The following is a 21,459-nucleotide window of genomic DNA, read 5'->3' as shown; positions in this document are numbered from 1 at the left end:
TATACTCGTGCCCATGGCGAGCCCCGAATGGTTGAGTTCCCTTGCGCGATACAGCCGCTGGATGAACGACAAGCTCTTCGAGCGCGCCTCCACGCTCAGTGACGAGGTTCGCAAGAAGGACGCAGGCGCGTTCTTCCGCTCGATTCACGGCACGCTCAACCATCTCTTGCTGACCGATAGAGTGTGGCTCGCCCGGTTTGAGGGTAAGACCCTGCCCGACGGCTGCATCGGCCCTGGGGGCATCCGCTCTTTGGACCAGGAGCTCTACGGCAGCTTCGAAGAGCTGCGCCTCGAGCGGCGGCGTACGGACGAGGCCCTTTCCGCATGGGTCGCCGGGCTCACTCCGGAGAGGTTGACGGGGCCACTCGTCTACCTGCGGCTTGGACAGCGGCAGGAGGCGCCACTGTGGTGGGCCGTCTCCCATCTCTTCAACCACCAAACTCACCATCGCGGCCAGGTGACCACCCTGCTCACGCAACAGGGCTGTGACCCGGGCGTCACGGATCTTTTTGCGATGCTGCGCGAGGAGGCAGCCTCGGTTTCGTAAGGCAAGCATCTTGAATTCGCCCAGCACGCGACGCGGCATGTCTGGGTGAATTGAAATAAGCCAGACAGGCCAACCCGCCCCCTTCGGGGGTATTGCAATTCGAAAATCGGGCCCTCGAGGGGCCCCGAGCCAAAAAAGAATACGAATCTCGGGGCCTCACGTTCGCCGGTGGCGCGCTTTTGGTCGCAGGAGGTGGCGGTGAGGGTGCGGTGTCGCGGCGGCAAGCTGGCAGCGCGAGCACGGCAAGCACGAGCCCCGTGATGCACGCCCGGCTCGCAACGGCTCCGCTTCTGGGTGTCGAGGGCTTGCCCCGAAGCCAGCTCGGGCAGGTTCAGGCCTCGACCCAGGCGGTTTCAGCCAACCGTACCGCCCGCCGCAGTTCACGTTCGTCGAGGCGTGTGAAGCCCATGCGAACGAACGGCACGGGCTTGCGAAACACGTGGTAATCGCGTCCCGCGCCGAACGTGACACCGCACTCCCGTGCCTTTTTCGCCCACGCGACCGGATCGTCGCCATGAACCTGTACCCATAACGCCATGCCGCCCTGGGGCACCTCGAACGAAACGCGTTCACCCAGCGTGTCTCGAAGCGCCGTCATCAGCACGTCGCGCCTTGCCTGATAGACCTGGCGCATGCGACGCGAACGGCGGGCCAGATCACCATCTTCGAGAAGCTCCGCCACCGCCGCTTCGGCCACGTTGTCGCCCTGTCGGTCGATGGATGTCCGCAGGGCCGCCATGCGTTCGAGCACGGGCACGGGTGCCACCGCGTAGCCAATGCGCAGCCCTGGGGCTAGAACCTTCAGCAGGCTGCCGACGTAGATGACCACACCGTGCGCGTCCTGGCTGGCCAGGGGTAAGCGGGGACGCCCCGTGAAGTGAAACTCGTGTGACTAGTCATCCTCGATGAGGGCAAAGCGGTGCCGCCGGGCGAGCGCGAGCAAGGCCAGGCGACGAGGCGCGATGAGCGAGGCCGTCGTCGGGTATTGGTGGCGAGGTATCAGGTACGCCGCCACGAGGCCTCCCGCCGCCAGGGCCCGTTCGAGTTCGTCGAGGCGCACGCCTTCGGCATCTACGTGCAGGGGCACGAGCACGGCACCCGTCGAGAGAAGCGCCTGCATGGCCGGCGGATAGCCGTAGGTCTCGACGCCCACGCGATCGCCAGGGCGCAAGAGAGCCTGCGCCGCCAGCCAGATCGCCTGCTGGCTGCCCGCATGAGGAGCACATCGTCGGACGTGGCGGCCAGGCCGCGCGTCTCGGCCAACATGCGGGCCAGCGCCTCACGCAGCCGCGCCTCCCCGCGAGCGTCGCCATAGTCGAGCAATCGGGGCCCTGTTCGCGCCAGCACACGCCGGTAGGCGCGCACGAGCGGCACGTCGGGAAACAGCCGCGGATCCGGCACGCCCCCCCCCGTGAGTACCAGCTCTGCGTCCCCCGGGCGCGTCCCACGGGGCCCGCCAGGAGCGGAGGCAGAGAGAAACCGGGGTGCGCGGCGAGCCTAGGGCGGTGCGTTTGGGCTCGCCGCCTGGGGAGCGGATCGGAGACGTCACGGGCGCGCAGTGTACCGGAAGTTTAAGCGCCACATCCGTCCGCATCAAAAAACGCCCGATATAATATCTTCTGTCAACTAACGTAAGCCGCCTTGCATCCTCCCTTGCTGCCGGGCTGCAGCCCGCGAGGCGGCGCTGAGCCCCACAACAGTCCCGTGAGGCAGAGGGGGGGCGGTCGCTATCGTGCCGCGCCCCTTTGCCTAGCTCACCACCCCCGCTGCGGCATGCTTTTGGCCCTGCACTTGCCCACAGCCGCACGTCGTCACCTGCCTGCGCGCGGGCCGTGCCCGCCGTGCATCTGTGGCCAAAACCCCGCCTCCGCTACCCCCTCCACGCCGCGCCGCACGGGACATTTCTACTTTGCAGAAGCGGACATTTCTACTTTGCGTTGACATCTGACTCATGGCGTCGTCGCGCTTGAACTTCCTATCCACTGGCGATGTGATTTCCTGCCTCGATCTTCAGACCTCTTGACCAAACTAGTAGCAAGTACTAGTTTGACGAGATGGCCATTGTCTCGGTTACAGAACTCAACCAGCAAACAGCCAAGGTGCTTGAGCGGGTCAAAGCTGGTGAATCGCTTGAAGTCCGAGAGTACGGCCGCCCCATCGCTCGTATCGTCCCCGTTCTCTCCAACGCATCGGTCATCGACCGGCTCGTCAGTGAGGGGCGGGCCATCGCTGCAACCAGCTCTACGGATGCTCTGTTAACACCACTTCCTCCGCCCTCGGGCACTGGCCCGTCGCTTTCTGAAGTGCTCGATCAAGCGCGCCAGGCAGAGCGGTCGTGATCTATCTCGACACCTCTGCCCTGGTGAAGCTCGTGGTGCGCGAGGCAGAAACCGTAGCGCTGCAAACTTGGATCAGGTTGCGCGCGGGCGAGACGTTCTTCTCGTCGCAGCTTGCGCGTGTTGAGCTTGTTCGAGCTGTCAAGCGAGCAGCGCCGGACCATCTTGATCGTGCGCGCGGCGTTCTAGCGGCCGTTGCCCTACTCAAAATCGACGATCGGATCCTTGAGACCGCGGAGAACCTGCCTCCGGACGTACTGCGAAGCCTCGACGCCATCCACCTTGCGACGGCCTTTACGCACCTGTCTGATGTCAGCGCCTTCGTGACTTATGACGTTCGCCTGGATGAAGCCGCGAGATCGTTACGGATCCCCGTCGAATCTCCTTGTTCGCAAGAGCGTTGAGGCGCCGGTGGCCGAGATTGCGGGAACACAAGACCTCCGCCGAATCAGGGGATGTAAGGTGCCGGAAGATTCACGGGAAGAGCGGTGACAGGATGTTCTGCATGACAAGCACCTTTTGGAGCTCAGCGATGCAGTCCCGGCAGCAAGGCTGAGGATGCGAGACGGCTTACGTTAGTTGACAGAACATTCATATATCGGGTAGCGGCGTGTAGCGCCCAAGTTCAAATGTCCCCTTCGGCCCAAGTAGAAATGTCCCCTTTGAGCCGCGTTATGCGTCCTCATGGGTGGACTCATGCCGAAGGGATTCGTAACCATGTCCAACCGAGAGATCGATCGAGGCGAGATGATCCGTCGGGTACTCGAGAAGCGTCTGACACAGTCCAAAGCCGCGGGCCTGCTGGGGCTCAGCGTACGCCAAGTAAAGCGCCTTTGCCGGCAGTTCAAAGCGCAAGGGTTGGCTGGGCTTACGTCGCAGCTGCGAGGGCGTCCGAGCAATCGCAAGCTCGCTGCTGAAACGAAGGCAATGGTTGTGGCTCTCGTACGCGAGCGCTACGCGGATTTCGGGCCGAAGCTGGCGCACGAGAAGCTCGTTGAGATCCACGGCATACACGCGAGCCGTGAGACTGTCCGTGGGTGGCTCGCTGAGGCCGGACTGTGGCTCACCCGTGGGGAGCGCAAACGGCGTGTTCATCAGCCCCGGCACCGCCGCCAATGTCTTGGCGAGCTGGTGCAAATTGATGGCTGCGACCATGAGTGGTTCGAGGCGCGCGCTGATCGCTGCACGGCATTGGTCTACGTGGACGATGCGACGGGACGGTTGATGGAACTGCGTTTTGTGGTGAGTGAATCGGCCTTCGACTATTTTGCCGCCACGCAGTCGTATCTAAGTCACTACGGAAAACCGGTGGCGTTTTACAGCGACAAACACAGCATCTTCCGCGTGAACCAGGAAGGCTCGAGCGGCCGTTCCGCCGGTGTTACACAGTTCGGTCGCGCGCTGGGCGATCTCAACATCGAGATCATCTGCGCCAATACGCCGCAGGCCAAAGGCCGTGTCGAGCGCATGAACAAGACCTTGCAGGACCGGCTCGTCAAGGAAATGCGTCTGCGTGAAATAAGCACGATGGCGGACGCAAACGCGTATGCACCGGAGTTCATGGTCGACTACAACCGCCGCTTTGCACATGCGCCGATGAACCCCCATGATGCGCACCGCCCGGTGCAACCAGGCGAAGTCCTTTCGGAGGTTTTCACCTGGCAAGAGGAGCGCACGATGACGCGCAACCTGGTCGTGCATTATCAGCGGCGTACGTACCTGATTGTGCCCAGCCCAGAATCACTCAGCCTCGCCGGACGTCGCGTGCGCCTCTTCGAAGCGGCGGATGGTCAGGTCGAGATCCGCTGCGCCAACCATCTTCTGACCTATACCGTGCTCGACAAGCAACCTCTGGTGGCTCCCGGTGCGATTGTCGAGAACAAGCGGCTTGGCGCCGTGCTCTCAACCATCCGAGCAGGCCAGGAGGAGCGCGACCAGCGTCGATTGGCCTCGAAAAAACTTACGCTTCGACAAAAAACGCACTTACGCGAGTCGCGCGCAGAAACCAATCGTACTGCTGATGTGATCCCATCAGTCCCCAACACTGACCGACTGGCTTCAGCCATTGCGGCCACGCAAGGGTCACCTGAATGCGGGACTGAAATGGCAAACTTCTTCGCCAAGTTCGAGGCCGAACAGAAAGCACGGCGAAAGCGATACAACGACGCCAGTAAGCAGCGCAAACGCGACCGCGAACAATTGGAGATCCAAACCCGAGCCAAGGCGGCCGAGTCTAGTGCGAGGGCCGCTGACGGGGGGCGGCGATGAGCATCAACTCAATGGCAACGGGTCCGCCGGCCTGCGGGCCATTGGGGGCCCGCTGATCGGCCGACTCCGCACCCGCCGCCCCCAAGGTGCTACCATCCCTCAATACCCATAAGGGGACATTCCTACTTTGCAGGAATGGGGACATTTCTACTTGGGCCTAACAGCGGCGTGTAGACGCAAAGTGAAAACTCACGAAAAACCTGCTGAGCTACATGGCGTTCGTGTATCCCGGGAGGCGTTGCGCAAGTGGATGATCGGTGCCGAGATCTGGACGCCACGCGCGCAACGAGGGCAGCGCATCCACCAGCCGTGAAGACGGCGGGACTGTCTTGGTGAGCTGATCACGGGCGTGCAGAAGCTCAAGGACGCAACCCCAGCCGGCGTGCTCGTCGGTAGCGGCAAGCTCGCAACCGAGCTGGACCGGCTGGATTTGATCGACGAGTACAAGTTTCTCGTCCACCCCAGGATCGCCGGCCACGGCCCAACCCTGTACGGAAGCGGGCTGCCCAGCACGCGACGGCTCGACCTGGTCTCGGCGACGCCACTCCGTAACGGCGCGCTCGCCATGCACTACCGGCGCGCGCGCTGATGACATCGTTCAACCAGAAGGTGGTGTTCTTTGACTCCACCGCGCGCAAAACCCATGGCTCGAAGGTCATTCCTGGCCACCAGAGTAGACGCTCATATATGAGCTATTAATTGAACTAATTCGCTCATATATAAACGACATTGTCCGCGCAGCAGGGCGGACTTGTTGTTGTGCACCTAATTGAGCATATATGCGCTATAATGGCCTCCTGGAATCTCTATATAGGTTGTAATCATGCGCTCCAGGGTCACTGACACACTGCCGCCGCGGGTTCGGCGGGGGCTTGCGAAGTTTGGCTTCGACCTTGGCGTGGCTCGCAAGAAGCGTCACCTCACCGCGGCGATGATGGCCGAGCGCATGGGGGTCGCCACAAGCACCTATCGTCGCGCCGAGAAAGGCGATCCCACCGTCTCCTTGGGTGTCTATGCGATGGCGCTCTTCGTGCTGGGATTCGGCGACGCCTTGAGCGAGATCATCGACCCGCGGCGGGATGACCAGGGGTTGCTTCTGGATCTCGAACGCTTGCCAAAGCGGATACGCCCGAAGAAAGCGATCGAGCCGTTGTGAAGCGCACGTTGTGGATCCATCTTGGCGATGGCGCGCGCCCCATCGGGCTTCTGCGGCACGCGCAGGAAGGCGGGCGAGAGATCGCTGCGTTCGAGTACGATCCGCTCTGGCTGTCGAGCGGCGAAGCCTTCGTGGTTGATCCAGCGCTGCCGCTCGTGGCAGGTCCTCAGTATCGCCGCAAGACGGAAGGAGGATCGCTGTTTCACCGCGCCATTGCGGACACGGAGCCAGACGGCTGGGGGCGAAGGGTGATTGCGCGCGATCATGCCAAGCGCCGGCAGCAAGCCAAACATGCAGGCTTACCTGTGCAGACGGCGCCACTGAACGCGCTGGATTTCTTGCTGGCCGTAGATGATGGGAGCCGGATGGGCGCCCTGCGGTTTCGCGACGAGCGCGGAATTTTCGAGAGGGCCCCCGAAGAAGGGCGTCGCACCGCTCCTCCCCTGATCGAGCTCGGCACGCTTCTGGCCTCGAGCCGCGCCGTGGAGACGCAGACGGAGACGTCTGCCGACCTGGCTTACTTGCGCGGAAGAGGAACTTCGCTCGGTGGGCTGCGGCCGAAGTGCACCGTGATTGACGACGACGGCGGCTTGGCGATCGGCAAGTTTCCGAGCGTGAGCGACGAACGTGCCGTCACGAAAGGAGAAGTGCTTGCCCTGCGACTTGCTGGGTTGGCTGGCATCGACGCCGCCGTAGCCAGGCTGGTCGACAGCGACGGTGCGCCGGTCGCTCTCATTCGACGGTTTGATCGGCACCCGGCGGGCGGTCGTCTGATGTACGTCTCGGCGGCTACGATGCTTGGCGCTGATTTAAGCGACTCTACCGAACATACCTACGCCGAGATCGTCGACGCCCTTCGTCAATGGGGCGTGCGGCCGCAGGCAGACACGGAAGAATTGTGGCGGAGGATGGCTTTTTCGATCTTGATCACCAACGTGGACGATCACCTCATGAACCACGGGTTCCTGCATGTTCAGCGCGGACAGTGGCGGCTCGCCCCCGCGTTCGACGTAAACCCATTTCCCGAACGGGTGCGCGAGCTCAAGACCTGGATCTCCGAAGAGACCGGTCCCGATGCGAGCGTCGACGCCTTGTTGTCCGTCTGCGCTTATTTTCGTCTATCGCCGAATCGGGCGCGCGAGATCCTCGCAGAGGTTGAAAGTGCGGTTGGCCGCTGGCGGACCGAAGGCAAAGCGCTGGGCATGACGAAGCAGGAGCTGGAAGCGTTCGCCGATGCCTTCGAGCATGAGCAGCGTGTGGCGGCGCGGAAGGTGGCTGGGCTTGCGGGGTAGCGCTTCCGTGGCCGCGGGCGTTCGCTGCAAGCGCGGTGAGAAGTTCAGGTGTCCCACTTCAATGCACCCTATCTCCGGCACGATGCGAAGATAGGCAGCGCACCCAAAGCTTGTCCTTGATGGTTGCAAACGGAAAAGAACAGCGGATCCGTGCTGCCCGCCCAGGCATCAACCCATGCTTGGTACGCTTCCGCTTCGGGGAAAGGACCGTACGGGGTTGACCCGATTCAGTGGACACCGGCGCTCAGTTGTAAGAGCGTGGAAAGGTGACCACATGAGCAAGGCAAAGACGAACCCGGCGGGTCCATACCCCGGAGTTCAAGAGTGAAACAGTCGCCCTCGTCCAGAGCGGACGGCGGGGGATACCGGAGGTGGCTCGGGACTTGGGCCTCGCCGAGAGCCTCGTGCGGACGTGGATCCGTCAGGCAGATACCGATGCAGGCCGAGGCCCCAAGGGCGCTCTGACGACGGCTGAGCGTGAGGAACTTTCGACCCTTCGGCGCGAGGTAAAGACCCTGCGCATGGAGCGTGAAATTTTAAAAAGGGCGGCCACCTTCTCGACCTCGAACACCGTCACACCCTCAAGCATCTGCCGGAACCAGTGCGCTCGGCTGTCGAGCCCTGCGCAGAGAAGCACGATCTGCCTGGCACCACGTACGACAGCGCCCTTCAGTCTTTCGTCGAAAAAATGTGGCGCACAGGAAGTTCAAGCACGAAGTCCACTCGCGTCAAAAAGTGATCAATTTCGAGCAATGTATTCTGTCAACTAACGCAAGCCGCCTCGCATCCTCAGCCTTGCTGCCGGGTTCTGGCGTCCGAGCTCTATTGGGCCCGAAACTCACCTGATCTGAAGGAGCGTAAAGCGCCTTGCTGCACAAGTGGCCCGGCCTCGCCTACCGCGTGGAAGAGATCGCAGGTTGTATGGGCGTGCTCACCGGATACCGAAAGTACCACGGCCCCGATCCCAGGCGCTGATTCGAGTCTTCACGCCCCGTTACCCACCACAGCCCCCGCCCCCTCCACAGCCACCACCACCGCCGCACCCGCCACCGCCTCCGCAACTGGAGCCCGAGCTACAGCTACTCGTGCTGGAACTGCAGCTGCTGGTCGAGCTGCTCCCACAGCTTTGTCTCGAACCGGCAGAGCGCGGTAGCGACTGGAAGGACGCAAGAGGATATCCCAACGAACTTGGCAAGAGCACGGCGCCTGCGCAGGCGACCGCCAGCGACAGGTCCCAGGGCGTGTTGCGCCGGCCCTCGTTCACGTCTTCGCGCAGGCTGTCCGTCACGTCTTCGAGCCACTTCAGGTACGCTTTCCCCTTGCGCGTGACCCGCCGCCGCCGGCGTAACCAGCGCCAACCGAGCGGCACCACCACGAACATCTCGATGACCAAGAACGTGAAGGGGCGTCCCAGCAAGGAACCGCGAACCGCGCGCGCCAAACCCAGGGCCAAAACGAGGCCCAGCGCCAGAGCATGCAGGCCGGCACGCACCCGGCCGCCCACCCCCGAAAACAGGAAGCCAGCGCGTTCGAGGTCCTCCTTCACTTCGGACTCGAGACTGTTCGCCACGGAGCGGGCGATCCGGGCGACGTCCGCGCCGGTCAAGGGGTCGAGCGCCGCCAGTTCGTGGTGAAGCACCCGCTGGTCCGCATCGAGCGACGTGGGCTCGCCGTCTACACGAAAGCCCTCGCCGCTGCTCAGCAGCCACTTTGCGGCCAACGCGCGAGCCACCAGGGTCTCGGCCACCGCATCTCTTCCGCCTCTGAGAAACGCGATGGCCAGGTGCCAAGCGGGTCCAGGTGGCAAACCGATCTGGAGCCTGTCGCCGAAACGTGAGGCCTCGGGCTCGCGGTAGGGAGCTGACGCACGCGCAGGCGCAGGCGCAGGCGCAGGCGCGGCTCGGGTGAGCACGTCACCAAGCAACCACCCCAGCCCTGCGCCCAAGCGCAGCAGGACGAATGCTGCCACAGGGTAGACAAGGAGAAAGAGCGGCCCGCTGGACACGTTGAGCGGGTAAAAGTCGACGGCCTGAAGGAAGGCACCCTGCCAAGTCATTGTTGGGTCTCTCGCAGCGCAGTTTACGGCGATGTGCGCCCCGATCGAACAATTCCAACGACGACCTCACAAGACATATTTTATCGGGCGTTTCTGCCGCGGAGTGACGTGCTTCCAGGTGAGCCCCGTCCTGGAATCATTCCCCCTTTCGGGGTGTCGCTATAAGATGCGCCCCGATGACTCTCGCGGCAAACGCCGTGGCAATCGGGTGGCGTCCAGAACTGGCCGGGGATCTGCTGGCCCAGACGGGCACGGTGGGCTTCGTCGAGGTCGTGGCCGAAAACTGCCTCGCTGATTCACGCATCGCACGCGAGGTCCAGGCGGTGGCTCAGGCCCTCCCTGTGGCCCTTCACGGCGTGAAGCTGTCGCTTGGAAGCGCAGAGGGCATCGACGATGGCCGCGCCATCCGGCTGGGTCGCCTGGCCCGACAGCTCGACGCCCCCTTCGTCTCCGAGCACGTGGCCTTCGTCCGTGCAGGGGGCCACGAGATCGGCCACCTCACAGCCCTGCCCCGCACGCGCGCCGCCGTGGCCACGGTCGCCCGCAACGTCGCGCGGGCCCGCCGACATCTGCCCGACATTCCCTTGTTGTTGGAGAACGTGGTCTGGACCGTACCCTGGTCAGGCGACCAGATGCGGGAGGAAGATTTTTACTTCGAGGTTGCCGAGGCCACCGGGTGTGCGCTCCTCCTGGACGTGGCAAACCTTTACGCCAACGCGATCAACGAAGGCGAAGAGCCTTCCCAGCGCCTGGCGCGCTTCCCGCTCGACCGGGTGGCCATGTTGCATGTGGCGGGCGGCCTGCGCGAGGACGGCTTTTACGTAGACACCCACGCGCACCCCATTCCGTCCGCGGTGTTTGCGCTCGTCGAGCAGGTCACCCGCGCGGTGGGCCCACGGCCTGCCGTCATCGAACGGGACGACAACTTCCCGCCGTTTGACGAGCTGTGCGCCGAGCTGGCAACACTCGCCCGTTGCCTGGCCACACCCCGCGAGGGTCCGCAGGTCCCGGTGCGCTGCGCGTCCACGCGGCCGGGGTCCGGTTGGCTCGAGGGCTCGCAAACCGACTTGGCGATCGACCAGGAACGGCTCGCAGCTCTGCTCACCGCCGTGCCGCCGCCCGGCGGGGGCGACGTTTCGGTTCGTCATGTCGACCGGACCCGAAGGCTGCTCGTGCGAAAGCGCGTCGACGCGGCCTTGCCGCTGTTGCCCCGGCTTCGCCGCGCCGACCACAACATCGTCCATCTGGCCATCGACGCGCTCAGGAGTCGCCCTCGGGCCGGCCGATTGGCCAGCGTCGATGACGCCCTCACCGTGGCTCACGCGGCCGCGGCTGAGCCGGCGTTCGCGGCGGAGGCCCAGCTCGATCTTCTGAACCTGCGGGCCCGCTTTCGGCCCCTTGGCGGCGGGCGCGGATGGGCCCCCCGGTGGACGCCCTTTTTCGGGCGCGCACGCCTTCCCGGGGGCGATTGCGCCTGGGCATTCAAGGGCGCAGGCTTCGGCCGCCCCGTACGGCTCTGGTTGCCGCCCCATGCACTCCACCGGCTGGCAACGCAAAACACCGCAGCACCGCTCGAGAGGATGACACGATGACCGTCACGGCAGTTTGGCCTGGCGAAGCACTCCCGCTTCCGGCACCCACGAAAACCCAGCTCGAAAAGCTCAGTCAGCAACTCCAGACGATGTTGCAGGACAACCTGGTGTCCCTGGCGGTCCACGGCAGCGTGGCCCGCGGCGAGTACCGCCCGGGCAGCAGCGACGTGGATCTGATCATCGTGCTCGAATCGCTGTCGGTTCCCCTGTTGACGGAACTGCGGCAACCATTGCGACTGGCCCGTGATGCCGCTCGCATTGAGAGCATGCTCCTCTTGCGCGGGGAAATCGCCCGTTCCGCCGATGTCTTTCCCCTGTTCTACGATGAGATCGCCGCCTGCCACGTCGTGCTGGCGGGCCGCCCGCCCCTCGAAGGCGTAGATGTTTCGGACGAGCACTTGCGCTTGCGAATCGAGCAGGAGCTTCGCGAGATCAACACACGGCTGCGCCGCCTAACCATCGATGCGATGGAACAGGGCCGATTCTTCGTGAATGCGCTCGAACACAAGCTCCGTCAGGTCCGCTACCCTCTGCTGGCTCTCCTTCGCCTGCGCGGCCTCACCGTGCCCGACACCAAGTTGCGCACGGTCCTGGCGGCGGCGACGAGGCGCTGGCCCGCACCGCTCGATGCGCTCACCCACGTGTCCGACAACCCGTCCGGCGCCCTCGAGGCGCTCTTCACGCTTCTGGGCCACGCCATCGAGGACGTGGACCGAACGGATCCGTGACGGCCGCCTCCGCGCGGGAGCGTACAGGAAGTTCGCGACGCCCGTCGACGGCGGGGTCGGCGGCGCGCTTCTGGCGCCAAGAGTCGGCGGCGATGTCGATGATGTGGCAGCGCTCGACGAAGCGGTCGACGAGCCCGCCGACGCAGGCACCTTGCCCTTCACGGAGCACGAGGCCGAGCAGTAGAGCTGGCCATGGAAGCCCGGCAGGCAGATCAAGACCGCCTGAAGACACCAGGCGTAGCGCGGGTCCTCGAATACGATCTCTTCGTCCATCTGCTCGCGCGAGCAGAGTAACTGGACGCCGGAGGCTCGCCAGGCGATCGTCCCGGCGCGCGATCCATCGGTGCACGGGGGCCGGGTGTACGAGACCCGGTCCCCCAAATCCCTCTCGAGCGGCCCGCCCTTACCTCGCCGCGCTCGTGGATCAGCTCACTCCCGGAGCCGGGCTACCTGCGCCAGCCAGCGGTCAGGCGCCTCACTCGCTCTGGTGACAGACGATCTCGATCCGATTTCCGTCCGGATCCTTCATGAACGCGGCGTAGTAGGTCGGATGGTATTCGGCGCGCAAGCCCGGACCGCCATCGTCGCGCCCACCCGCGTCGATGCCGGCGGCGAAGGCCGCCCGAACCTGCTGTCGGTTGACGGCCTTGAAACACCAGTGCAGTCCATCGACCGGCGCGACTCCCGACGAGCGTCGGACCGTCACGTACGATCCGCCACTGCTCTCTCCGCTGCACCGTTCGCCGTAGCCGATGGCGGCTTCGTGGTCGTACACCTTGCGGGCTCCCAGCACAGCCATGATGGCATCGTAGAACGGCCGAGCGCTCGACAGATCGCCGACCGCGATGGACACATGATCGAGGAGCGGAGTGGTTCGCATGGTGACCTGGGCAGGTGTTTCGCCGATGAGACCGTCAGGGACGGGCGGAGTCGGCATCCGGAACGATCACGCGCCGAACGGCGCGTCGATCCAGTTTGAGGTTACGCGCCAGCATGCCGTTATCCATGCTGAACGGCTGGGCCAGGACGACGTGATCCGCGATCCTGATGCCAGACGGAGCCAGGGCGTTCGCGCGCGCGATGGCGGCCCGCACCGGTTCCTGGTGTTCACCTTGCGCTTGACGGCGCACGACGATTGCCGCAGTCAGAGTCTCCCCGTCAACCGACAGCACCACCGCTGCGCGCTCGATGGCAGGACAGTCGTTCAGGATGGCTTCGAGCAGCTCGGGGTGGACCTTGTGACCGCTCGCCGTCACGATGATCTCCTGCCTGCGGCCGTCAATATACAAAAAGCCATTCCGGTCGAAGTGTCCGATGTCTCCCGTGCGGACCACCCCGGGCGCTTCAGATGGCTCAACCGGCGCTCACAGAAACGCTCCTACACATGGGAACAATTCAAGCGCAGGTTACACTTTCACCCTCTACCGGCTCCTCCCCGCGGTGTAGAACTTCTTTTCCTCTCCTCAGAGCATGGTGCCCCGAGGAAACACAAAACAAAGAGCCGTATGCCTAATCGCACCTACGGTTCTGTGAGGAGCGCCGGACTAAATCCGGCGTTCACTTAATGAAGAAAACAGCCAAGGCCACTCCCACGAAGGAGGAGGCGGAGTCCGACGAGAAGGTGCGCGCCTACATGCTGGCGGCCGTGGACACGCTCCGTGGCGGCAAGACCGAAGTGCTCGACGCGCTCGAGCGCATCAGCGCGTACATGAAGCGCCACGCGCCCGATCGCCTGCTGGCCACTCAGCTCTTGGCCGTGAGGAAGTACCTACGCAGCAAGCGGCGAGGCGCCAACCTCGAAGCGATCTGGTCGTGGACCGATGCCGACATCGATGCCCAAAAGAAGCTCGAACCCACGAAGTCGCTATACGAAGAGGCCGCGAAGGTTCAAGCCAACTTCAAGAAGGCCAACCCCGACTACCACCTCGTGCTGTCACCCGTGCGCAGCCTCGAAGCCCAGGTTCGCCTGTGGGGCAGGAACTCGACCGTTGGAGAGGCCGGAGCAAAGCTGCTGGCGGAAATGAAGGAGGTCCTTTCGTCCGACCAATACCCCGCGGCTCCGACGACCGCGAAATCGTTCGACTTCGCCGAAGCTCTTCGGCAAAAAAAAAGTCTCACCGGAGCCAACAAACGCTGTTCCAGGCACGTCCGATCACGGGCGCGGCAAGGCAGTAGACTTCGTCGTGATGAAAGGGACCGCCATCGTGGCGCCCATCCGCTCTTCCGCCGTTCAACCGATCTGGAAGAAGGAAGGGTGGGAAGACAAGCTCGCTGCTGCCTGTGAAGGGACCAAGCTGGTAGGGCCGCTGAAGCATCCGTACGAGTCTTGGCACTGGTGGATGAAGTGACGATCAAAATTTCAACAGCCCTAACGGCGTCAATCGCTTGCTGGCTCACGGCAGGGGTGGCCTGCAAGACGAACCCCCGCGAACAAGCGTCTGGCACATCCAACCCCGCCGCCCCACCAAAGCCTGCCAATGAAGCCGAGCCTCCCGAATGGTTTCGCGGTCCGGATCTCTCCTCGCTTCCAAATGAAGGCCAGTTCAAGCGCCCACCTAAGGAGATGGAGTACCTTCAGCCATTCGGAACTGCCGCCTTTCTTGCGCCTGAAGGTGCAACACGCGCCTTGGGGCTCGCGCACTTTCAAGACACCACCGACGGCCTCCGCGTAACTGTATCGGCGCAAGGCCTTGAGCCGGGCATCTACGTCCTTCGTGCCGATGAATTCTTCTATGATCCGCGCGAAGGCGATAGCTGCGCCGACGCTCAAAAAACGAAGGACCCCATTGACCAACCTGTGCCCTGGACGATCGGCCCCCTGAAGGCGGGCGGCGACGGCACGGCTCGCTTCGACAAAGTGTACGCCGGCATTGGCAACCGATTCGGATCGTACCGCGTGCCAGCGCAACCTGTTCATACCAAGGACAGCGCGTTTGTCAGCATCAACCTCAAGCAGTTCGGGCTTACCGGCAGGAAGCTCACCCTGCACAAGTGGAACCCGGATGCGCAGCCGCAGCTCGGCGACCCCGTCGCGTGCGCCATCATTCAGGGCGACCGACCCTTCGGCGAAGCCACGATGCAGCCTTTGCCAGGCCAGAGCATCAAGGGCACCGCATACTTCGAGCAAGACGAAGGCAACCGCACCCTACTCGAACTTGAGCTTTCGGAGCTTTCACCTGGAAAGTATCGCCTGGTGGTGCACGAGTTCGCCGACTGCGCCAACGCTACCGGAACAGGTGTCGGAGAGCCATACCAGCCCGACAACGCTCAGCTGGTGACCGAACCCAACTATGTTTGGCCCTTGAAGCAGGGTGACTTAGGCACCTTCACCGTTGGTAAAGACGGCATCATCAGCAAGAAGAAGCTCTTTCATCACCCTCTCACCAGCGGAAGCCCGCATATCATTCGCGGCCGCGCCATCGTCGTAGAGCGTCTGCCTGAGCCGCCGGAGCAGACACCAACGCCAGTTGCTTGCGGCATGGTGACGGGCTTCTGACGCTTCCGCGGACGAAGCCTCAGCCGGTCACCGGAGGGCGCATCGGCGGCAATAGGCCGAGTTGCCTAAAGGCCTGCTGTCATAGCGCCTCTGCAAACGTCCGCGATAGCGCCCTTCTCGTCGTCTACCACGAAGTGATTTCCAGCGACTATCCGCAGGTCGAAGGCGGCGGTAGTTTGCGCCGCCCATCCTTCGAGCATCGTGCGGGAGGTGAACGGGTCGGCCGTTCCGCCTATCGCGGTGATGGGGCACGACAGCGGTGGGTGGGGTCGATAGTGTCTCGACGAGTTCGAAGGCGGCGCGCAAAGTCGGCATCGCGCTGCGCAGCACATCCTCCGACTCCATCAATTGCGGGACCCCTCCGTAAGCTTTTTTTTCGCCCCAGGAACTCTCAGTCCGGCAAAGCGAACAATCTCGATGACCTCTTGCATCTGCGGTGCGATGCGTACCGCTACGAATAGGTGCGCAATGTTGGTGCCGTCGGAACTGAGGCGATGGGATAACTCGAAGGCGATGAGACTAAGTCGAACCAGTTCAGCACGACCACTCGACTCTCCGGTAGTCAAGGCAGGCGTTGCGGCTCGCACGCGCTCTCCGGTACAAGCACTGGGGTAACAGAGCGGGAATCGCCCGGCAGAGCGGCGACCAGGCTCTGTGCAAGCTGCCGCCCCCACTCTTCGTATCCAGATGGCGAAGGATGAAAGCCGTCGCGGGCGAGCCTCGAAGTCTGTACCGGGAACACGATGTCGCTGTAAACGACGCCGTCGGTTTCGTCCGCCACTAAGCGCAATGCTGTTCACTTAAGCACCACCCCTTTGGATGGTGCGACCGAAGGGACGTTTGCACTCCCTCGGATAGTGCCTGTCTTGTTGTGGGGCGTACGCGAACATTCGAAGGGCAGCGATGTCATCGTCCATCTGTTCAAGGATGGATTTTCCTGAAAGCATCGCAAAGAGCAGATCACCGGCCGCTCGTAGGCAGTCTGCGCGAACGACGCGTCGGCCATCAAGGGTACGCTCCGCTTCTGCTTGAAGGAACGATGCCAGGGCTATCCAGATCATCGCGGAAATGAGTTCCTGTTCACATCCTTGGACGCTCTTGCTGTGGAAGTCCTCGGTCTGCATGAAGCTCTTCATTTCCTTGAAGAGAGATTCGATTCCCCATCGAGAGGCGTAGAGCTTGATGATGTCTTTGCGATCGAATCCGTCCTTTCCGCTCAAGGTGGACACGATGACCATCCTTTCGTTCTTCGTGCCTTTCCTCGGGCGGCCTGGCTTTGCGTCGCGCTCGACGACGCGCACCTGAAGCTCAATGTTCCCTCTCGCCCCCGGAAGCGTCAGTGTCACTTTCGCGGTCTTCTTGTTTGAAGACAAGAATGGCTTGAGCTCTTTCCACGCCGTCGCCTTCGATGCGCTCATTCTCGCAATGATGTCAACGCCATGTTCAATCAAGGCTGAGAACAGGTGGCGACTCGGAAACCCTCTGTCCATGACGGCCACGTCGCCTGCCTTGAACGGCAATCGGTGAACCAGCTTCTGCATGGACGTCCTCTCGCCGATGCCTTTTCCGGTCAGGGACCAATCCAACGGAAGACGGCGAAACACATCCGCAGCCATCACCACCAACCCTTGTGGATTGTGCACCGACGTCCCATTCGGCCGCTTCGGCCGCGCCATCTTCCTCGCTGTATCCGCGCTGCGCGGCAACACAACCCGCGTTCCATCGAACGCGATGAATCGACGTTTCCCCCACGGGGTTTTCGGAGTCGGCATGATGGACTCGCACCGCTCGACCAGCTGGTGCAGCAACCCACGGCATGTCTCGATCGAGACCTTCTTTCTTGCTTCACTGATGGACGACAACGTCGGTACCTTCGCCCAATCGAACACCTTGCGCCCGTAGTACGCCACGATCCGCAAGCTCCGTCGATAGCTCATCTTTCGGTCCGGCATCGTCAGGACCATCAGCCACATCAAGACGCTGCGGGCGCTCCATGTCCGTGTCCGGTCGAACTTGTCCGCACAGCCACTGGTCAGTTTGAAGAACGCTCGAAAGTGATCGCCAGGTCCACGAAGCAGGCTCATGAAGGCCGGCGCTCGCAGCCTCGGGCCTTGTCAAGATGAATTGCACAATATTTTCAGATGGTTACGAGGTTTCTTAAGTGAACAGCATTGCCACTAAGCGCAGCTCCCGGTCCAGCAATCGCGAGTGTGTCCCAAGAGCCGAGCGCAGTGGTTGTGGCAGGGCAGGAAGTTGCCCTACCGGCGGTATCGCCGAGACGATCACTGGGCATTGAACGTGCAGGTGTATCTCCGCTAGGAGCCCTCGAGTCTCCTGCCGAAATGTCCTTCGTGACGTCAGCCGGATGGTGTCGTTCACGCCCATGATCACTATCACGACGTCAGCCCCCACGCCTTTCAACTCAGGGGCAAGACGCTCCCGCGCGCGACGCATCGTCGTGCCGGTCCGCGCGACAGCCCGCCATGAGACCGCGCGCCCCAGCTGCCCGCTGAGTGCCTTGGCCAACTGCCCCGCAAGTGCCTCCTCGTGGTTATCGGCACCCACTCCCGCAGCTGTCGATTCGCCTACAACGACGATTCGTAGGTCGTCGCCGCGCCCGTCGCGGTGTCCTTCCCGGGGGCCTCCAGCCTCAGGAAGCCGCACCGTTCTCCTGCGTACCCGAAACGCCTGCCAAAACCAAACTGGGCACACCAGCCATGAGCCCAGCGACGCGCAGTAAAGCCGCCATAGGGGTGGGGGGAGTGATCGCTTCATGGAACGCGTGTCCTCAGCAGAGCGGTGGATGTGGAGTAGGGCCCAGCCAGCGGGTCCATCCGCTGGCTGGCGCCCCCTCATCCCACCGGACGAGCGGATTTCCCGCATCCGGCGGTTCGACCGGATTCGTCAACGCGCCCACGCGGTGTCTTGACTCCAAGGTTGCACAGGAGTGAGCCTCACCACGAGAAGTGGACACCTGGAACTATGCTGCCTTCTTACTGAGAGCGGAAGCGATTTCGAACTCGATGGGACTGCGGTACCCAATAGTTCAGTGCATGCGTTCGGGAATGTAGAAGTCCTCGATGTAGGACCTAAGCGCGATCACGGTGCGCGTTTTGCCGGCCCCGGTGGCCATGACCAGCAGGGCTTTGCGTTCGTTGTCGCGCTCGAAGGCTTCGGCTACGCGGCGAACGGCGCGGGTTTGGTAGTGGCGTTCGACGGGGCGATGGGGCTGAGGCTGCGGTCGTGGCGGTAGGCCCACATCGGCCAGTTCGAGGGCGCGGCGGGCGTAGAAGCAGGCGGTGCGAGGTTCCGGGAACGCGGCGTCGGCGGCCTCGTGAATTTCGGGCCATTCGGCCTGCAGGAAACCGAACACGTCACCCATGGTAACCGCTTTGCGCAATTTGTGGCGCGGGTTTGGCGCAAGTTTTGGCGCAAGTTTTGGCGCGAGTTTGGCGCGAGTTTGGCGCGACGCGCCTCTCTCACCACTTTCCGGACGGCGTATAGGCGGCTTTGTTGGTGCCGCCTTCTCGCGTGAGCAGCCCCATCGCCTCCATCTGGGCAAGGTCCCGCTGGAGGGTGCGCCGGGGGGATTCGGGGCACAAGGCCTCGAAAGTGCGAATGTCGATGCGGCCGTGTTCGAGCACGTGCTCGACGGCCTGGGCCTGGCGGGGGTTCAGGCGGTGGGCGTTCACCAAAACGTCGCGGCGAATGGCGAACTCGCCGCGCAGCTTGACCTCGGCGAGCTGGGTGGCGAGGCCTTCGACGAAGAACTCGAGCCAGCCGGTGAGGTCCATGTCATTTTCGCGCACGGCCTGACAGATCGCGGCATCCGCGTAACAGTTCCCTCCCCATGGAGCGCCACTGCGCCACGCGTCGCGCCAGCGGTGCCAGTTAGGGCCCGACCATCTTGATGTCGAAGTTTGGTTTATTTTCGCAACAGGACGCTCGACATGACCGATAACCCCGCAGGCCTCTCAGGGCGGCGTCTAGCGCGGCCCAAGCCGTGAATTTTCAAGCTCCGAGAAGGGTCAGATGCAAAAGCGCAGAGATGACATCATCCACATTGGATTAAACGAAGACTCAAAGCGAGAGGTTGAAGAGCTGCGCCGTTTGGGTAACAGGGTCTACTCGATTCAAGATTCCCGACTGCCTGACAAAGTTCGCGTCGCGGGCCAACTTGTGGACCTCGATACCCCTGAGGGCCAAGAGGGCTTTGCGCGGAGCCTACACCTGCAAACCAAGCAGGCGGATGGGGTGGTCGCCGCGCTGCGGGTGGGGCGGCTCGACACGAGAGATGAAATCAGCCAGCTAGTGCAGCTGTTTTCGCGAGTCGAGCGCGGGGTCATTTCTGTCGGTCGCATCGTGGTGTCGGGGCACCACGCCCGCTCCAACAGGTTTTGGGGAGACGATAATGGAACGCTGGAGCTCAAAGATTTCGATGCAGTTGCCAAGGTCTTTCCCAAAGCCGCCTCGGCTATAGAGGACCTTCATTTGTCTGCCTGCTACAGCGCCCCCGAGATGAAAGCGTGGCTTTCACCGTTCCCCAAACTCCTGACCATCTGGGCCTATGCGGGTTCGGCGCCGGGAAGTGTTAGCGGAGCCTGCGCACACCTGCGTGCGTGGGATAAAGCGACGAGAGGTGACAGCAGATGGATCGATCGGCTACTGGTAAAGAACACACGCAAGGGTCACAACGTGGCCGTGTGGTCAAGCGCATTTGGCTACCAAAGCGCAACCATAGAAGCGTTCGCAGTCATTCAGGAACGTATACAAGCCTTCGAGTCGACTTATCAGGAATATTTCTCTGGGCAACGGATCGTCGACAACCCTGATCAAGGGCCCTTGCGCGAGTTCTACAACGACCTCCAGGCTGCCTTACAACATGCTGACTGTTCACCTGCGGATCGAAAGAAGTTGGAGGGCCGCGTAGACACTACGATTCGGATCATCTTCTACGAACGGTCAATCCGGGCGAAGTTTGCCGCACACTACCGTTCCCAGATTTCTTCGGGATACATTGCGATCGGATCGCCCGCACCGGACTTTGCAGTATTGACTCGCAAGCAGGCTTTGGAAGCCATCGCGCAATTCGAGCGGTCTGTCGCGAGGGGCCCTGGCCCAGCAGCGGGCACGTTGATGAATATTCTCATTGGGCTTCGATCCTTAGACGAACGGATTGTTCCTATAGGATGGGTGTGAGGAGATGAGGAGGCGAAGCCCGTTTGTTTGTGTCGCGTTGGTTTGGCTTTCCATGGCTGCGCCCTCGGCAAATGCGTCTTCCGCAGCAAAGTGTCAATGCCAGGCGTGGGCAATAAAAACTCTCAAATCCGTAAAGCGTGTGCCGATGCGCAAAGCACGTGCGGTCATCATCGCTTCGTTAGCCAACGGGTGCGACGCCATACCCGCCGATCTCAAGGCCGCAAGTAGGCTTCGCACAGCCTCAGAACAGGCTCTTGAACTGGCAACCGCAGCGTCAAGAGTCTTAGGGCCGAACTGCTTGATCGCCGATCCGCTTGGTCCGGCCACGATGGTACCTGCGGCGTGTGAAGGCATGGGGCTCAAGCCATCTAACGTTGACGTGAAGGCAGATATGCGGGCTGCTGACTACGTTCTCTTCTTGGCAATGCAAAAGCTTTGGGAACAGCACAGCCTTTCCAACGATGCCTCGGAAAGACTTTTCGACACCTTCGAACTTTCCGCAGCCTTGTGGGGCGAGGAACTTCGCGCCGTAAAGTCAAAGGGGAGCAAGCTCCCATAAGAAAACGCCGAAGCTTGAGAGCTCTAAAAAATGCCCGGGTTCACGTGATTGCGAATTCCTGTATTCAAGATGGTTCCACCGTCTCGATCCAGATCAACAACGAAAGCCTAACGACAATCGACGACTTAAAATCGGGCTTAGCGTACAGATTACGGCTGAAGACGATCGCGGATTACGGCGCAAGCCGATCGTGAGCGTACGTAGAGTAGGGCCCAGCCAGCGGGTGTTAG

Annotated in this window: 22 protein-coding genes and 2 pseudogenes; 14 read left to right on the top strand and 10 right to left on the bottom strand. The window is 62.5% G+C overall.

The window, feature by feature from the left end; genetic code table 11:
- Window positions 1-13: 13 nt before the first annotated feature.
- On the top strand, window positions 14-547 hold the full coding sequence (locus KA712_23640; GenBank protein MCG5055960.1) for a DinB family protein: 534 nt from the start codon (window positions 14-16) through the stop codon (window positions 545-547).
- A gap of 331 nt (window positions 548-878) precedes the next feature.
- On the opposite strand, the gene KA712_23635 is transcribed toward KA712_23640, so the two are convergent.
- Window positions 879-1,376: an aminotransferase class I/II-fold pyridoxal phosphate-dependent enzyme gene (locus tag KA712_23635; protein ID MCG5055959.1), complete on the bottom strand. Its 498-nt coding sequence runs from the start codon at window positions 1,374-1,376 to the stop codon at window positions 879-881.
- Window positions 1,377-1,439: 63 nt separating this feature from the next.
- Window positions 1,440-1,718: a hypothetical protein gene (locus KA712_23630; GenBank protein ID MCG5055958.1), complete on the bottom strand. Its 279-nt coding sequence runs from the start codon at window positions 1,716-1,718 to the stop codon at window positions 1,440-1,442.
- A gap of 883 nt (window positions 1,719-2,601) precedes the next feature.
- Between KA712_23630 and KA712_23625 the strand changes: the two genes are divergently transcribed.
- The 7 genes and pseudogenes from KA712_23625 to KA712_23595 all read left to right on the top strand — a co-directional run bounded on the left by KA712_23625 (window position 2,602) and on the right by KA712_23595 (window position 8,108).
- Window positions 2,602-2,886 (top strand): type II toxin-antitoxin system prevent-host-death family antitoxin, encoded by a 285-nt coding sequence (locus KA712_23625; protein MCG5055957.1) that lies wholly within the window; start codon window positions 2,602-2,604, stop codon window positions 2,884-2,886.
- Window positions 2,883-3,287, top strand: coding sequence for a type II toxin-antitoxin system VapC family toxin (locus KA712_23620; protein ID MCG5055956.1), 405 nt, complete (start codon window positions 2,883-2,885; stop codon window positions 3,285-3,287). Before KA712_23625 ends, KA712_23620 begins: the two co-directional genes overlap by 4 nt.
- 313 nt (window positions 3,288-3,600) lie before the next feature.
- Entirely contained in the window at window positions 3,601-5,151 is a 1,551-nt protein-coding gene (locus tag KA712_23615; protein ID MCG5055955.1) for an ISNCY family transposase, read from the top strand.
- A 331-nt stretch (window positions 5,152-5,482) separates the two neighbouring features.
- Window positions 5,483-5,740 (top strand): annotated as a pseudogene (locus KA712_23610) (dihydrofolate reductase family protein).
- Between the two features lie 234 nt (window positions 5,741-5,974).
- Window positions 5,975-6,307, top strand: coding sequence for a helix-turn-helix domain-containing protein (locus KA712_23605; protein MCG5055954.1), 333 nt, complete (start codon window positions 5,975-5,977; stop codon window positions 6,305-6,307).
- Window positions 6,304-7,599, top strand: a complete 1,296-nt coding sequence (locus KA712_23600; protein ID MCG5055953.1) for a type II toxin-antitoxin system HipA family toxin — start codon at window positions 6,304-6,306, stop codon at window positions 7,597-7,599. The genes KA712_23605 and KA712_23600 overlap by 4 nt, the downstream gene beginning before the upstream one ends.
- Window positions 7,600-7,889: 290 nt before the next feature.
- Window positions 7,890-8,108, top strand: a pseudogene (locus KA712_23595) (transposase).
- Here KA712_23595 and KA712_23590 read toward each other — a convergent pair.
- Both KA712_23590 and KA712_23585 read right to left on the bottom strand, forming a co-directional pair.
- A complete protein-coding gene (locus KA712_23590; GenBank protein MCG5055952.1) occupies window positions 8,021-8,272 on the bottom strand; it encodes a class I SAM-dependent methyltransferase in 252 nt (83 codons plus the stop codon). The pseudogene KA712_23595 and the gene KA712_23590 sit on opposite strands and share 88 nt — an antisense overlap.
- A gap of 321 nt (window positions 8,273-8,593) precedes the next feature.
- Window positions 8,594-9,655: a TIGR04222 domain-containing membrane protein gene (locus KA712_23585; protein MCG5055951.1), complete on the bottom strand. Its 1,062-nt coding sequence runs from the start codon at window positions 9,653-9,655 to the stop codon at window positions 8,594-8,596.
- Window positions 9,656-9,831: 176 nt separating this feature from the next.
- Between KA712_23585 and KA712_23580 the strand changes: the two genes are divergently transcribed.
- Together KA712_23580 and KA712_23575 are read left to right on the top strand one after the other, a co-directional pair.
- Window positions 9,832-11,247, top strand: a complete 1,416-nt coding sequence (locus tag KA712_23580; GenBank protein MCG5055950.1) for a DUF692 domain-containing protein — start codon at window positions 9,832-9,834, stop codon at window positions 11,245-11,247.
- On the top strand, window positions 11,244-11,975 hold the full coding sequence (locus KA712_23575; GenBank protein MCG5055949.1) for a nucleotidyltransferase domain-containing protein: 732 nt from the start codon (window positions 11,244-11,246) through the stop codon (window positions 11,973-11,975). The genes KA712_23580 and KA712_23575 overlap by 4 nt, the downstream gene beginning before the upstream one ends.
- Before the next feature lie 475 nt (window positions 11,976-12,450).
- Here KA712_23575 and KA712_23570 read toward each other — a convergent pair whose 3' ends face one another.
- Complete coding sequence (locus KA712_23570; protein ID MCG5055948.1) at window positions 12,451-12,855, bottom strand: VOC family protein; 405 nt, start codon at window positions 12,853-12,855, stop codon at window positions 12,451-12,453.
- Window positions 12,856-12,889: 34 nt separating this feature from the next.
- The gene (locus KA712_23565; GenBank protein MCG5055947.1) at window positions 12,890-13,309 is read right to left on the bottom strand and encodes a hypothetical protein; all 420 of its coding nucleotides are present in this window, start codon (window positions 13,307-13,309) and stop codon (window positions 12,890-12,892) included.
- Between the two features lie 230 nt (window positions 13,310-13,539).
- Between KA712_23565 and KA712_23560 the strand changes: the two genes are divergently transcribed.
- Window positions 13,540-14,259, top strand: a complete 720-nt coding sequence (locus KA712_23560) for a hypothetical protein (protein MCG5055946.1) — start codon at window positions 13,540-13,542, stop codon at window positions 14,257-14,259.
- A gap of 42 nt (window positions 14,260-14,301) precedes the next feature.
- On the top strand, window positions 14,302-15,471 hold the full coding sequence (locus KA712_23555) for a superoxide dismutase family protein (GenBank protein ID MCG5055945.1): 1,170 nt from the start codon (window positions 14,302-14,304) through the stop codon (window positions 15,469-15,471).
- Window positions 15,472-16,271: 800 nt separating this feature from the next.
- Here KA712_23555 and KA712_23550 read toward each other — a convergent pair.
- The 4 genes from KA712_23550 to KA712_23535 form a co-directional block, all read right to left on the bottom strand.
- A complete protein-coding gene (locus tag KA712_23550; GenBank protein ID MCG5055944.1) occupies window positions 16,272-17,555 on the bottom strand; it encodes an IS4 family transposase in 1,284 nt (427 codons plus the stop codon).
- 73 nt (window positions 17,556-17,628) lie between these two features.
- Window positions 17,629-18,036, bottom strand: a complete 408-nt coding sequence (locus KA712_23545) for an SGNH/GDSL hydrolase family protein (GenBank protein MCG5055943.1) — start codon at window positions 18,034-18,036, stop codon at window positions 17,629-17,631.
- Between the two features lie 481 nt (window positions 18,037-18,517).
- The gene (locus tag KA712_23540; protein MCG5055942.1) at window positions 18,518-18,853 is read right to left on the bottom strand and encodes a DEAD/DEAH box helicase family protein; all 336 of its coding nucleotides are present in this window, start codon (window positions 18,851-18,853) and stop codon (window positions 18,518-18,520) included.
- A gap of 97 nt (window positions 18,854-18,950) precedes the next feature.
- Window positions 18,951-19,265 carry a hypothetical protein gene (locus KA712_23535; protein ID MCG5055941.1) on the bottom strand — a complete coding sequence of 105 codons (315 nt, stop codon included), beginning with the start codon at window positions 19,263-19,265 and terminating at the stop codon, window positions 18,951-18,953.
- Between the two features lie 238 nt (window positions 19,266-19,503).
- Here KA712_23535 and KA712_23530 point away from each other — a divergent pair, with 238 nt between their 5' ends.
- On the top strand, window positions 19,504-20,670 hold the full coding sequence (locus KA712_23530) for a hypothetical protein (GenBank protein MCG5055940.1): 1,167 nt from the start codon (window positions 19,504-19,506) through the stop codon (window positions 20,668-20,670).
- A 52-nt stretch (window positions 20,671-20,722) separates the two neighbouring features.
- Window positions 20,723-21,229: a hypothetical protein gene (locus KA712_23525; protein MCG5055939.1), complete on the top strand. Its 507-nt coding sequence runs from the start codon at window positions 20,723-20,725 to the stop codon at window positions 21,227-21,229.
- Window positions 21,230-21,459 lie beyond the last annotated feature (230 nt).

This window comes from Myxococcales bacterium (genome assembly GCA_022184915.1).
Taxonomy (GTDB): Bacteria; Myxococcota_A; Polyangia; order Fen-1088; family Fen-1088; genus JAGTJU01.
This window is presented reverse-complemented; position numbering and strand designations above follow the sequence as displayed.